The sequence below is a fragment of the Chitinophaga sp. HK235 genome, assembly GCF_018255755.1.
Taxonomy (GTDB): Bacteria; Bacteroidota; Bacteroidia; order Chitinophagales; family Chitinophagaceae; genus Chitinophaga.
The window spans coordinates 7,977,912-7,992,337 of the sequence record NZ_CP073766.1; the positions used below are offsets into that span (position 1 = coordinate 7,977,912).

A 14,426-nucleotide genomic window follows, 5' to 3' on the forward strand; every position below is an offset into this window, starting at 1 on the left:
ACTTGATCATGCAAGCTGTAAAATATTGTTTAGCCATCCTGTTGCTTTCCGGGCTGTGGGCCTGCCAGAAAAGTAAACCGGACTTTTTGTTCGAAGAACAGCCACAGCTGCCGCCACTCACTTCCTCTACCGTGAGGATTATGAATATGGGTCGTAAGGCAACTGAACTGTTAATTAATGATACACTACTCACCAGCCGTATTTCGCCCAATATCGAAGGTCTTTACCTGGATGCGCAAACCCGTGCCACCCTTTACTTTCCGAGTGGGCGGCTGGGATCCTCCTATACCATCCCGCAACGTTTTATCCGCCAGGATGGAACCGCACATATCAAAATTGCCAGTATGATCTATGGGTCGAAAGACCTGGTATATCCAAAGGATTTTGATATCCGGGAAGATGTTAACAATCCTACCGATTACTATAACGTGTTGTTCGGGGCTCATAATTCCAGCGAAGTGTCGTTGGTTGATTCCGTGTTTGCTGTGCCGCGTAAGATCTCTCCCCCGGCTAATCCGGAGCATTTCCGTATCCGGCTGCTCAACCTGAGTTCTGCCCCGGACATGGCTGCCCTGGAAGGTAATATGAGCCTGGTGCTGGCGGATGGTACAAAAATAAATCCAGCCACTACGAGCGTAGCTCCCGGTAAATACTCCGATTATATTGAACTGCCTTACGGTACCTATCAGTTTAAGGTGATAACAGATGATGGCCGGATCATACCCGGAGTACCCGTGAATAGTGAGGAGCAGCTGAAAACGGTAAACGCCGCTACCGGTACTCTCGTCACCGGTTCGAATCCGGTGGTGGATAAATGGATAACGTATGCGCCTATACGTACTTTCCAGCCAGGCGGTGTCTATACCATCATGGTATGTGCCAACTACGTTTTTGATTATTATCAGGCCGGTAGTAATATGACTACCCCGATTGCACTTAACAGCTTCAGAATTGTCACTGATGTGAATGAGTCGCAGAATATCACCTATGGCCGTATACAGGCGGTGAATGCGATGCCCAATACAGGCGTTTCCGTTAGTGTGGATAATATGCCGTTAAATGAAGGCTCTCTGGCTTTCGGTAAATCATCTCCCTATAAAACACTCATCACGGGTACACATATTGTTACCATAAAAGATGCCGCCGGCAACAAACTGGCAGAACAGCAGCTTTCCATAAGTGGCAGCACCAATTACAGCGCCTGGTTATATCCTGATGCTGGTGGAAAGCCGGTATTAAAACTGATCGCCAATAATCTCAGCGGCAGCTTCTACTTTAATTCCGGTGGCAAAGGAGATGATGGCAGCAACAATCAGTATGCGGTAACCATGCCTTACTGGGTACGTTTCCTGAACCTGTCTACAGATGTGCCGGAGGTTACTTTTACAGAAGCCAACGGCGACCTGCTGAAGGGATACCTTACTTTCAATGCCACTGCCAGCCAGCATCTCCGGCAGGGACAAGTAGTTGTCGAACAACCTTATGTGCTTTTTAGTCCGGTCCTGGGGCTGAACAAACTGATGGTATATGCTTCGCAGCCAGGTGTGCTGCCGGGCGACTGGATCAGGGAGATCCCTGTTTTGAATGGCAGTGATTTTATCGCCAAACCGGATATATACAAGGGCATGCTACCAGGCTATGAAACTGGCTTTTATACCGTAGCACTCACGGGCAGCCTGCATCCCAAAAATCCGGGCGACGCACCTGCCAGACTGATTATCATCAAGCATAACCAATAATCATCATCATGAAGAGAATATACAAGTTATGGGCATGGATGGCAGCAGGATGTATGCTGATGACTGCCTGCCGTAAATCGGATTTTCCGGAAGTCAGTTCCCCTGCCTATCTCCGGGTGTTCAACTGTTTAACCTACAATGTTACCATCGGAAATAAAGATGCACCGCAGCCTTTCCTGACTATGTTGGTAGACCCGCAGCTGGACGCTGCCGGCGTGCCGGTGAATGCAGCCCTTACTTTTGACTTCCTGGATACCAGAGGCCCTCTTGCCAGGCCTTATCCGGATGCCGGTAACACTTCTCTATGGCAGAAGGAGTTTCCGGGAACAGCCAAAATACCAGTGGGGCCTATTGTGAATGGATATGATCTGTCAGGCTATGGCATGATCACTGCAGGCCAGCACCGGTTTATGTTTGTCACCCGTCCGCGCAGCACCGATCCGTTTTATTCCCTGCCGGCCAGTGCCCGTAACAAGGTGCTGGTAGATACTACTGTATCACTCACGGAAGGAGAAATATACACCATGAACATCCTGGAAAAGTCTGTATACAACAGAAAGGTAGGCGTTTACCTGCGTCAGGAACAGTTCACCAAAATGCCACTTTCCGACTCGCTGGTATACATCAATTATTACAACCTGAGCTCAGAAGGATATGCCCAGACATTTGTGTTTGATGGAACTGCTATCAACAAATGTGTAAGGGACACCATGAATGTGTTTTATACACTGTACGGCACAGACAGAATGCAGATGAAAGGCTTTGCCAATGTGTTTGCGGCTAAAATGGTTCGTTCGCAGGAAACTGGTGTACATCCTTACAGCAGTTTCCCGCTGTTTCCTGATCCGGCTTCCAGCCATATTTATGCCGGCACATCCGGCCAGTTTTTTAATATCGTGCTGCCTGGAAACCCACCTGAATATCAATTTGGTAATGGTGCCGAAAGTTATGGTACTTACACGTCTTTTGCGTGCGGACCTGAAGCGCCGGCAGCTGTCAATAATCTGGTCAGTGATCCCCGCACCGGCATGGTGATATCGGTATATTCCGGAGTATACAATCCACGCTCTTTTGCAACGGTCAATACCGTGGAATATATCAATGGTAATCTGTACATCACCACGCTGCAACGCCGTTATGATCCACCTGTTTACAAGTAAAATGACCGGTAAAAAAGAATAATTATGAAACGATATTTTCATTTGTTACTGTTATTCCTAATGGCTGTGGCCTGTAATAAAACAGACCTGGCCGTATCGGAAGAACGTATTTCAGACGTACGCGCTATCGGTGATTTTATCCGTAATAACTATGATCTGAGCCTGCTGTCGGCAGCCCTGCAACAAACCGGCCTGATTGATAGTCTCAACGCCGGCGGACCTTTAACCGTATGGGCTCCCGATAATGCCGCTTTTAAAGCATTGGGTGTTACCAAACCCGGCGACTTCAGCAAAATGAATCAGGACAGTCTACGGGCATCTCTTAGAAATCTGATACAGACAGAACGTTTATACGTTTCCGATATACCTTCTCAGATGGATAACAAGTATACGACTATGGGTGGCGGTCCGCTTTATATCTCCATCTCGGCGTTCGGTAACAATGCCGATAATTTCCGGGCTACGGTAAACGGCTGTTATGTGTATGAGGCCCCCAAACGTAATCTCTCCCTGCGAAATGGGGTATTACATCTGCTGAAAGGAGTGCCTAAATATTTCCCGCAAACAGCACAGGATTTTCTGGCCGCAGATACCAGCCTGTCTCTTTTTGTGACGCTGATGAAAAAATCCGGTCAATGGGATGCTTTAAAAAACGAAGGACCTTATACGGTATATGCACCGCAGAATAACGTTTTCCTGCAATACGGCCTTACAGCAGACAGCATCAGCCGGCTGGATGTTAAACGTTACAAACCGGTTGCTTTTTCTATATATACGCTGGGCCTGCAGCCGCATCACATCTTTGCCGGTGATATAGACATACTGGGCGCCTACAACAGTCGTATCCTGCTGGATGGATACGGTATTTCTCCCAGTGGCAGTATCAATATATGGGCTCCCAATGGTAACTCCAACTACCATAGCCCTGGTGCTATCGGTTATGCCGGAGGAATGAAAGGACAGGACAATCTCACCAGCAATGCGGTAGTGTTCCGGTTGAACAATATCATGTTGTATCCTGATTCTCTTTTAATCAAATAAAATAAACAAGATGAAATTTTTCATATATACGATGACGTTATTTATGCTGTTTTTTTCAGCCTGCCGGCTGAAAGACGCGCAGGTAACGCCGGTAGGAGAACCACTACCGTATAACGGTCCATCGCAGACGGTAAAGCAGCTACTCGACGGCTCCGGTTTTACCATCTATAAAGCCATCTGGAAAAAGGTGAATATGGACTCGGTCATCTCCGCGAACGGGTTACAGGCATATACGCTGCTCGTTCCTGCTGATGAAGCATTTACCAAAGCAGGTGTGACCCTGGCCGCTGTAAACACTATGCCGGTGGCAGACCTGGACTCCCTGCTGTTTTATCATGTGGTGGATACCTGGCTGTCGGGCGACCAACTGAAAACACTGACTGGCAGTAATGCCATGCGTAGCCTGCTCACCAGAGGTGATCTGCCCAATTATAGCGACCGGTTTCCGTATTACTATTATCAGTACCTGGGCCTGCATGATGGCAAACTGGTGATCAATGGTAAACCGCATCCCCTGAAAACCCTGGAAGGCACCAACGGCACCCTCTATGTGCTGGACGAGTTGCTGAAAAAACCGGAGCAGGACATGATCGATTACCTGAAAAATAATCCGGACTTCTCCATGCTGATGGAAGCCTGCCGTATCAACGATAGTATCTATCAGCTGAACTGGGGTAGTCAGGGTTTTACCAAATTGCTCAGTACTGATGCCAACAGCAAACAGTTCACATTTTTTGCACCTACCAACCATGCTTTTCAACAGGCAGGGTTTAATACAGTAGATGACCTGCGCCAACGAGCGCTGCGCTGGGAGGTAGGGTACCAGCATTATGATGAGAATGGGTATTATGTAACACCCTACACCTCGCTGGACTCCATGTTTCTGTCCAATCACCTGGATTACAGCGGTGCCACACAGGCGGAATATCCTATGCAGCTGTTTTCCAATGACCTGATGGACAACCCGGCGCTTGCCAACTATCTGATCAAAGCGGGTTCCCTTTACCATCCACCTTCGCAGTATATCCGTTTGGTATTTACCCACTCGGCAGCCGGTATTATGGTAAGACAGCTAAACTCCCCGTCACCGGCAGTGCCCCTGGCTACTACAGATCTGCTGTTCCGTAACGGGGTTATACATGTGATCAATGACGGAATGTTAATGCCGTAAGGTTTCACCCAAATATCCAACAACATGAAAAGAAATCTATTGCTGGCATCCCTGCTGTTGTTTTTTTCCTGTAAGAAAGACGATAACCAGCCTGCGGCAAACAACAGGAATAACAATCTTGCATATGTTATCGCTGATAATAAATTTAATTTTTCCTTTTTTAATACAGCCCTTACCGTTACGAACTTTGGTAATAATTTTTTTGAAAAAGGGCCTTATACGGTATTGATCCCTGATAACAATGCTTTTCAGCAATCAGGCTACAGCACAGAAAAAGATGTAGCCGTAGAGAAAGGAGCAGTGTTGAACAACATGGTGAAGTACCACACACTGAATGGTATCTGGCAACTGGATAAACTGCCTTTCCGCTTTAACCAGCCTATTACCACCGTTTCCGGTGGACAGCTGTTTGTAACGCACTGGGTAAAGGATCAGGACACCATCATCACTATCAACGGTACCCGTGTGACAGCCCTGAATATGCCGGCCAGCAATGGTTTGATACAGGTAATCAATACCGTATTAAATCCGCTGGTACAGGACAAACTGAGCGATGCGATCGCGGCAGAGCCAACACTGACCTATTTTAATGTGGCGTTGCAGCAGGCAGGCATGAAAGATCTGCTGAGAGGAGAGGGGCCTTATACCATCTTCGCTCCGAACAATAATGCGTTTATCGCTGCTGGTTTCCCTACGACAGATAGTGTGGCCAATACCGACCCGGCTGTACTGAAAGCGCTGCTGCAGTTTCATATCCTCGCCATCCGCCGCTTTGTATATGATTATGCATTAAGTACCGACGCCTCTGGTCAAAGCCAGCAAACCATGTTGAATAACAGTAATACCACTGTTAATCTCATTAACAACGGCGATAATGGTATAACCATTCGGGGCTCCGGCAATACGCAGCCATGCCAGCTGTTGAAATCCAATGTGCTGACCAACAACGGGGTACTGCATATTATTGATAATGTATTGATGGAAAACTTCTAAAAGATCCGATCATGAAGAAATTTTATATACTCTGTTGCCTTTTGTGTGCGCTGTTTGGCATACAACTGAAGGCACAGGAAACCAGCGGCCGTTTGGACGGTCGTGTGGTAGACAGCAAAGGGCAGCCGGTGCCAGGGGTAACGGTAGTGGCTATACATACACCTACCGGCACCCGCTATGGAACAATTGCCGGTAATGATGGCCGTTATCATCTGGCAGGTTTGCGCGTAGGTGGTCCCTATAGTGTACTGGCTTCCATGATGGGCATGGGCACGCAGAAAAAGGAAGGACTGATGGTGCGTTTGGGAGAACCACTGCAGCTGGCCATGGTGCTGGAAGATAGCAAACAACAACTGTCTGAGGTAGTGGTGAAAGGTAACAAGGGAGTACCGGCCAATACCTATGGTGCCGGCCAGAACATCAGCGGTGCACAGCTCCGTAACATGCCTACTGTCAACAGAAGCATACAGGACATGACCAGGCTGGTGCCGCAGGCTTCGAAGGATAACGCTTTCGGGGGTACGAATTTCCGCTACAACAACGTAACGCTGGATGGCGCCATCAACAACGACGCCATCGGCTTTAGCCCTTCCACCGGCGGTATCACCGGTACTTCCGGTATGCCCGGTGCCAGCACGCATACTAACCCGGTGTCCATGGATGCCATTGAAGACATGCAAGTATATCTGGCTCCCTTCGATGTGAAGATCGGTAACTTCACCGGTGGTAGTATCAACGCAGTAACCCGCAGCGGTACCAACACTTTCACCGGCTCCGTTTATGCGTTCGGCAGAAATGCCTCACTCATCGGAAAAGATAAAGCCGGTACGCTGGGCCGCATGAACAGCGACTTCTACGATTATCAGTCCGGTATCCGCCTGGGATTTCCGATCATAAAAGACAAGCTGTTTTTCTTCACCAATGAAGAAATCACCGGTCGCCGCGACCCCACGCAGCTGATGGCCGGTCAGGCAGAAACAGCTCAGATCCTGAGCGTAAAAGATGAACAGGATATCCGTAATGCCACTGCCGACCGCTATGGTAAGGCTTTTGATCCGGGCACCGGTGGTGTCTTCAACGCTACCAGCCAGTCACAGAAGTTCTTTAACCGCCTCGACTGGAATATCAATGAAAAACATCAGCTGTCTGTGCGTAACAATACCATCCTGTCCAATGCTGTCATCATGGACCGCGACCAGCAGGATTTTCGTTTCACCAGCATGGCCTACAAACAAACCAACAACCAGACCTCTACCGTGGCAGAGCTGAAAACCCGCTTCAACACAAAACTGGCCAACAGCCTGATTGTAGGTTATACCGTCGTGAACGACAAACGTGATCCGCAGTCAGATCCAAACCTGCCACAGGTGCAGATCATGGGCCGTACACCCGGTACCACCATTTACCTGGGCACCGACAGGGAAGCCGCTATCTTTAATCTGCAGCAACGTACCTGGGAGATCACCGATAACGTTACGCTGTACAAAGGAAAACATACGTTTCTCTTTGGTACGCATAATGAGTTGTATCATATCAACTACGGATTTGTAAACAGCTGGAATGGCCGTGTAGACTACCTCAGCATTGATGACTACCTGCATAACAATCCATGGAGAGTACGTGGCAGCTACAACTATACAGATAACAGCCGCGAATATATCCAGTCTCACCCGCAGTCTTTTAATGTAGATATGTTCAGTGTATATGCTCAGGATGAGATACAGCTGACAGACCGCCTGAAGATCACGCCGGGTATCCGTGCCGACTATACGTTGTTGCCCGAAAAACCACTGCTCAGCGATAAAACCCGCAACGCCTTACAGGACGGCTATTTCGGTAATACCTACTATTATACGCCATTAAACCAGATCCGGAACAACTACCTCAATCAGGTACAACTGTCACCCCGCCTGGGTTTCCGCTACGACTGGATGGGTAATCAGCGTCTTATCCTGAGAGGAGGTGTAGGTATGTTTACCGGCCGTATCCCGCTGGCATGGCTGGCCTACGCTTATTACAACAACGGCGATACCTATGGCGCATTCGACCAGAAAGCAGACCAGCAGGCATTTGTAACAGGCACCGACCCGCTGAAACCTTCTGGTAACGGTATCGGTGGTTTCATCGGCCAGAATGGCGCTATTATCAATAACCGTAATTCCGGTAAAACACAGGTGGATGTAGTTGATAACAATTTTGTGATGCCTAAGGTGTTGCGTGCCAGCCTCGCACTGGACTATACTACTAAAACAGGATATAAGTTCACCCTGGAAGGAATGTATACCAAAAGCCTGAAAGATGTGGTATTCCGCCAGGTGAACATTAAAGATGATCCCCGTTATTATGGTTATGACGAAGGGCTGCAACAGCCGGTGTACCGCGGCAATATTGATCCCCGCTTTGCCAATGCCTATGAGTTAGGCAATACCACCAAAGGCTACCGCTACAACATCAGCGGAAGTGTGAACCGTCGTTTTGATAATGGCCTGAATGCCGGTGTGTCCTATACTTTCGGAGAATCAAAGGATGTTTCCAATGGTATCCGTAACTCGATGGAAAGCAACTGGCAGCTCAATCAGTCGCTGCAGCCCAACAATCCCAACCTGGCTTACTCCAACTTCGACATCCGTCACCGCTTTGTAGTGCATGTTGACTACCGCAGGGCCTGGAGCGAAAAATGGGTCAGCAGTGCATCGCTGTTTTTCAGTGCGCAGTCCGGTTCTCCTTTTACCTATGGCATTGTTAACAACAGCATCCAGGGCCTGCCACAACAAGTAAGCCTGGTATATATTCCGCAGGCAGATGAAGCCATTCGTTATTTTCAGGATTATACAGATGCTGCCGGTGCCAACATTACCGCCGCAGCCCAGGCAGAAGCCTTCAACCGGTTTGTGGATGGCAATGCCTATCTGCGCAGCCGCAGAGGTGCTTTCACGGAACGTAATATGGGGCGCACTCCCTGGAATAACCAGGCAGATTTTCATTTTGCGCAGGAATATCATTTCTCCGGAAAACCTGGCAGCAGTTATCTCACATTTACCCTCGATATCATGAATATCACCAACCTGCTGAACAAGGAATGGGGACGTTCTTATTTTTCTCCTAACACCTTCAACTCCACAGCGAGTGTAGGTCTGACACCTTTTTATCCCGGCCGTCAGAGCAAGGAGAATTACCCGGTATATATGTTTGCCGACCCGGGAAAACCTTATGCGGTCGACTTCTTCAACTCCCGCTATCAGATGCAGCTGGGGATGAGATATTCATTTTAAGGTCAACAAGTAAAAAACAATCTGATGAAACGATTTTTATTTTTTGTGATATATGCGTTGGCGTTATCGACTGTTGCCTGCAGAAAAGAACAGAAGACAGCGATGGTGCAGCTGTCTGTTACGGACTTTCTGCCCAGCAGTGGTAATCCGGGAACTGTAGTGGCAGTACGGGGTACAGGCTTTAGCGGTAATGTGGCAGACAATAACGTATCTTTTAACGGCACAGCGGCCCGCGTAATGAGTGCCAATGATACCATGCTGATTGTGCAGGCCCCAGAAAAAGGCAGTACCGGTGCTATTTCCGTTACCATCGGAGATCGTACGGTAAAAGGTGGTACCTATACTTACCAGGCACTTAGTATCCACCGTATCTCACCCGCCAATGGGCCGGAAGGTACCAACGTTTATATTTCCGGTGCAGGTTTCACCGGTACAGATGGCCCAGCATCGGTGACGATCAACGGTCATCCTGCTATTGTATCCAACTCAAACGATACTTTGCTGGTAGCCATCATACCGGCTAATGCCGGTGGTGGCCCCATTGAAATATCCGTCAACGGGGAACACGCCAAAGGCCCCGTTTTCAACTTCCAGGCCATTTCCGCTATTAAACCTGTCAGGGGTGGTGCTGGTACCAAAGTGACCATCACCGGTACAGGTTTCAGCACAGATGTTACCGGCAACCTGGTGGCTTTCAACGGGCAACAGGCCATGGTAGAAAGCGCCACAGCTACCACCATGGTAGTAACGGTGCCGGATAATGTAAAAACAGGTCCGGTATCTCTCACCGTCAACGGACAAAAAACTGCTGGTCCGGTATTCACGCAGGTGCCTCCGCCATCTATCACTACGATCGCACCGCTGAGCGGCCCTGTGGGCAGTGTCATCACCATCACCGGTGAAAACTTCAGTGAGCTGATGGAGGAAGACACGGTTACTATCAATGGAAAAGCAGTCACTATCTTAGATGCCAGCGCAAGGCAGCTGGTACTGAATGTGCCAGCCGGTACCACTACAGGGCCGCTGAAGATAGTCGTGAATGGTCAGCAGGTTAACGGTCCCGCCTATACGGTGCAGGCATTGGGTATTATCAGACTGGTGCCGGACAACGGACTGGCAGGCTCCATTATCACCGTTAAAGGTACCGGCTTTGATCCTACACCTGCCAATAACAGGGTAACCTTAAATGGTATGAGCATTACTGTTAGCGCCGCTACGGATAGTACACTCACGGTAACCATGCCAACAGGAATCTCTACCGGCAACCTGAATGTATCTACCGGCAGTCTCGCTGCTACAGGCCCTGTTTTCCGCAGAGCAGGTGTCAGCACTTATTATGCCGGACCGGTAGCGAAAGGACAGCCCCATGGCCTGGTAATTGACAGTAAAGGCAACGTCTTCGTTGGTGAGGTCAACAAGATCAGTAAAATAGCCCCGGATGGTACTGTTACCGATTTTGCAGGTAGTGCTACCAGCGGCAACCAGGATGGCACGGGAACGGCTGCACGCTTCTTTAATATCTATGGTCTGGTAATGGACGCACAGGACAATATCTACGTGGCAGATGCCTTTAACAACAGCGTTCGTAAAGTGACACCGGATGGTAAGGTAACAACGCTCATGTCCGGATTGAATGATTCACCCCGTTATATTACCATAGATCCGGCTGGTAATCTCTACATAGGCACTGAATATAATGGTATTCACATGATCTCACAGGGAGGCGCACAGATCAAACAGGTATCCAGGGCCACGGTTTCCGCTCCTTTTGTTTATCTGAACGGTTATCTGTATTGGTCGAATGGTGATGCGAACGTAGTACAACGCGCCAACGTATCGATGGGTATGTTTTCTGTTGTGGCGGGTGCATTTTTCCAGGATGGTTATGTGGATGGCGGCCTGGGTACAGGAAGGCTGAGCGGACCAGGTACTATGATCTATGACCTGCATACAGGGCTCATTTATCTGGTAGACGGCTCTAACTACTCCATCAGGGCTGTATCACCAGTAGATGGTACTATCAGCACCATTACAGGAGCTGCCGGCAGTTATGAGTCTTACCGTTATGGTAACAAAAACGGTACCCTGCAGGAAGCGCTGATCACACCTTCGCAGAATTCGGCCATGGCTTTAGACAAAGATGGAAATATCTATGTACTTGAACAAAACCTTGGCCTAATCAGAAAAATCACATTAAAATAGTCATCTATAAACCCAACATCCAACATAGCCCAGGACTTCAGTCCTGGGTTATTTTTTGATATAATCATTCATCATTATTGGCAGCAGCCAGTCCCGGAGTTTTGCCAATTCCTCATTTTGCCGGAGATGGTTGACAATCTGCGCCACTAAAGGATCCACTATCGCATTAAATCTTCGTATATCCCTCAGCGGTGGCATCGTTATTTGCAGTGCCCTGATTTTATCCTGGGATAGATTTTCTCTTGCGGAGCCGGAACGGAGCCCGGTGAGATACGGATACATAGCTTCCAGGGCAAATTTCAGATAGTAGGTATACCGCGGGTCCTGAGGCAGAATAGCACAAACGGCCTGATTAGTACAGGCCGGAATCCGCAACAGGCTTGTTTTACCGGCGGTAGTGCCATACATGGCCACCAGCAACGTATTCTCCGGAAACATACGGGCGCTCGAATTGTCAAGACCTGCTTCCGTGATGTAGTTGGTAGTGGTGGCGATATAAGGATGATTGAGTTCCCCGCTGTTGATCCAGGGAATATCCCCGTTTTCATAATATGTTTTTTGAGAAGATCGTGGAGTGCCTCCTGACCCGGTATGAGCAATAGCGCCCAGCTGCTGTACATGCCAGTCTTCGGGTAGTAAGGAGTCGGGAAAAATATATTGACCGAACCAATAATGGTAACAGATTTTTGCAAGAGCTTCCAGTTCGGTATTGATCCTGATGTTTAATTCTATTTTATCATCCAGTGCAGATAATACAGACACAATTTGTTCCTGTTGGGCCATAGTGGGTATGGTCACAGAGAGATTGCCCAGTGTATCCTGGTTGACATTGGAGATGTTGGTTTGCAGCGCGCTGTCAGCAAGCAGTTTCCGGTACTGCGGACTTCTCAGCAGATACAACAGGTAATGTGGATGACATTTTTGAGCATGAGGCCTGAAGCGGATAATAAAACCACTAAACAAAGTATCTGCCGCTGGCTGATGCACCATGGCCACCATACCAGCGCCGGTTTTGGTAAGTGATGACCGGGTGAACAATAAATCACCCTGTTCTACCAGGTAGTTGGGGTAATGTGATGGAAGTGCTTGTGGCATCAGCTCATCCAGCATGGTAGTGGAAACATACCGGCCTTTGAACAGGTCTTTCACCGTAATGATTTTCAGACCAGGCCCATAACTCTCTTTACCGAAACTGATGCCATTTCTGAAAGTGCCTAGTGTACACAGTTTTACCTTATTCATGTTTGAGTGCTTCCAGCTGTTGATGGATTTGTTTCTCCAGGCAGGAGGCTGTGGCAAACAACTCTTCCAGCGTTTGGGCATGTTGTTGCAGTGTAGTATGGAAAAGTTCCGGTGTCATCTGCTGTTGATCTGTCTTCATCTCAAAATACTGGCCTGGGTTGAGGGAATAGTTACTGGTTTCAATATCATCATAAGACACCACTACAGATAAGCCTTCCACCGGCAGTCGTTGATTAAATGCGCTGATGATCTCTGCCTCCTCTTTGGCTGATAGTACAGTACGCAGGTTTTTTCCTTCGCGGATGATGTTACCTGATTTGGAAGCATCCATCAGTACAATATTCTTCTGATGATGGTTCTTCTCCACAAAAAGAACAGAAACATGTGTGCCGGTAGTGGCAAACAGATTGCCCGGCATTGATAATACGCCCCGCAGCAGCTTTTCTTTTATCAGCCGTTCCCGGATTTTTTTCTCCAGACCGCTTTGGCTGGAAGTAAAACCGGTAGGCACAACAATAGCAGCTTTCCCTTGTGGAGCAAGGGAGTGCAGGATATGTTGGATAAATAGCAGGTAGATGGCCATTTTGTCTTTGCTCTTGCCGGGAATTTTGGGAATACCGGCGAAGAAGCGTTCCTTGTTTTCGGATGTATCCAGCTCCTGCCGGTAATCGCTGAAGTCGAGTTTAAATGGAGGATTGGATACAATGAAGTCAAATTTTTTTTCGTGATGATACGGCTGCGTGATGGTATTACCCTGAATGATATGATGGATAAAGGGTGTGAGGTTGTTGAGGATCAGATTGAGCCTTAGCAGATTCGACGATTTCTGGGAAATATCCTGAGAGTAGAGGGTACAGCGGTCAGCTCCGATGGTATGGGACAGGCTTAGCAACAGGGAGCCGGAACCGGCGGCGGGATCATAGCAGCAGGCATGTGATACCGGCTCAGGAACCAGGATAGCCGCGATCACCCTGGACACGGCAGCCGGGGTGTAATACTCCGCATATTTACCGCCACTGTCGATATTATAATCTTTGATGAGATATTCAAAAATGGTGGCAAAAAAATCAAATGGCTGTGAAAAAAAATCACCGAATTGATAAGGAGCTATTTTGTTGATGGCAGCTTTGCAGAACTGATCTCTCAGTGCGCTGTCGGTGATGTACCGGCTCAGTGCATCAAAGAGAGGTATCTGGCTGCCGGTGAATGTTTTAACTGCAAAGGTCTGGCTGTTGAGATGGTTGATCTCCTGCAAGGTATCATCCAGTAGCTGCGCAAAGCCGCTTTCCTGTTGCCTTTCATGGAGTGTTGCAATAAAGTGGCGGGGATACAGGATGGCAGTATGTTTACCGGTTTGCGAAAGCAGGGAAGCATACCCGGTTTCGGACAGGGCGCCAAGTGCCCGTTCACAGCTTGTTTCCTCGGAGATGGCCGGTAACACCTTGCGGGCTTCCGACAGAAATTTATCATTGATGAACTTGTACAGGAACAGCTGTGAAATGATTTTAAATTCATTTCCATCATTGCCCAGACCATGATGGGCGCAGAGGCTTTTCAGTTCATCGATCAGTTGTATTGCCTTTGGGGCAAAATCGTGGGCTGTCAT

Annotated in this window: 9 protein-coding genes; 7 read left to right on the top strand and 2 right to left on the bottom strand. The window is 48.4% G+C overall.

Annotated features, from left to right (window positions below; genetic code table 11):
• The first annotated feature begins 8 nt into the window (after nt 1-8).
• From KD145_RS30780 to KD145_RS30810, 7 genes are read left to right on the top strand one after another with little or no spacing between them, the layout of a single operon-like run.
• Nucleotides 9-1,739, top strand: coding sequence for a DUF4397 domain-containing protein (locus KD145_RS30780; protein WP_212003623.1), 1,731 nt, complete (start codon nt 9-11; stop codon nt 1,737-1,739).
• An 8-nt stretch (nt 1,740-1,747) separates the two neighbouring features.
• Nucleotides 1,748-2,899 carry a hypothetical protein gene (locus tag KD145_RS30785; RefSeq protein WP_212003624.1) on the top strand — a complete coding sequence of 384 codons (1,152 nt, stop codon included), beginning with the start codon at nt 1,748-1,750 and terminating at the stop codon, nt 2,897-2,899.
• A gap of 24 nt (nt 2,900-2,923) precedes the next feature.
• On the top strand, nt 2,924-3,940 hold the full coding sequence (locus KD145_RS30790) for a fasciclin domain-containing protein (protein ID WP_212003625.1): 1,017 nt from the start codon (nt 2,924-2,926) through the stop codon (nt 3,938-3,940).
• A gap of 10 nt (nt 3,941-3,950) precedes the next feature.
• Complete coding sequence (locus tag KD145_RS30795) at nt 3,951-5,111, top strand: fasciclin domain-containing protein (RefSeq protein ID WP_212003626.1); 1,161 nt, start codon at nt 3,951-3,953, stop codon at nt 5,109-5,111.
• A gap of 24 nt (nt 5,112-5,135) precedes the next feature.
• The gene (locus KD145_RS30800) at nt 5,136-6,104 is read left to right on the top strand and encodes a fasciclin domain-containing protein (protein ID WP_212003627.1); all 969 of its coding nucleotides are present in this window, start codon (nt 5,136-5,138) and stop codon (nt 6,102-6,104) included.
• 11 nt (nt 6,105-6,115) lie between these two features.
• The gene (locus KD145_RS30805) at nt 6,116-9,376 is read left to right on the top strand and encodes a TonB-dependent receptor (RefSeq protein ID WP_212003628.1); all 3,261 of its coding nucleotides are present in this window, start codon (nt 6,116-6,118) and stop codon (nt 9,374-9,376) included.
• A gap of 24 nt (nt 9,377-9,400) precedes the next feature.
• Complete coding sequence (locus KD145_RS30810; RefSeq protein WP_212003629.1) at nt 9,401-11,578, top strand: IPT/TIG domain-containing protein; 2,178 nt, start codon at nt 9,401-9,403, stop codon at nt 11,576-11,578.
• Nucleotides 11,579-11,626: 48 nt separating this feature from the next.
• Here the strand turns inward: KD145_RS30810 and KD145_RS30815 are convergent, their stop codons facing one another.
• Nucleotides 11,627-12,820, bottom strand: coding sequence for a restriction endonuclease subunit S (locus KD145_RS30815; RefSeq protein ID WP_212003630.1), 1,194 nt, complete (start codon nt 12,818-12,820; stop codon nt 11,627-11,629).
• Nucleotides 12,813-14,426: a class I SAM-dependent DNA methyltransferase gene (locus KD145_RS30820; RefSeq protein ID WP_212003631.1), complete on the bottom strand. Its 1,614-nt coding sequence runs from the start codon at nt 14,424-14,426 to the stop codon at nt 12,813-12,815. Before KD145_RS30820 ends, KD145_RS30815 begins: the two co-directional genes overlap by 8 nt.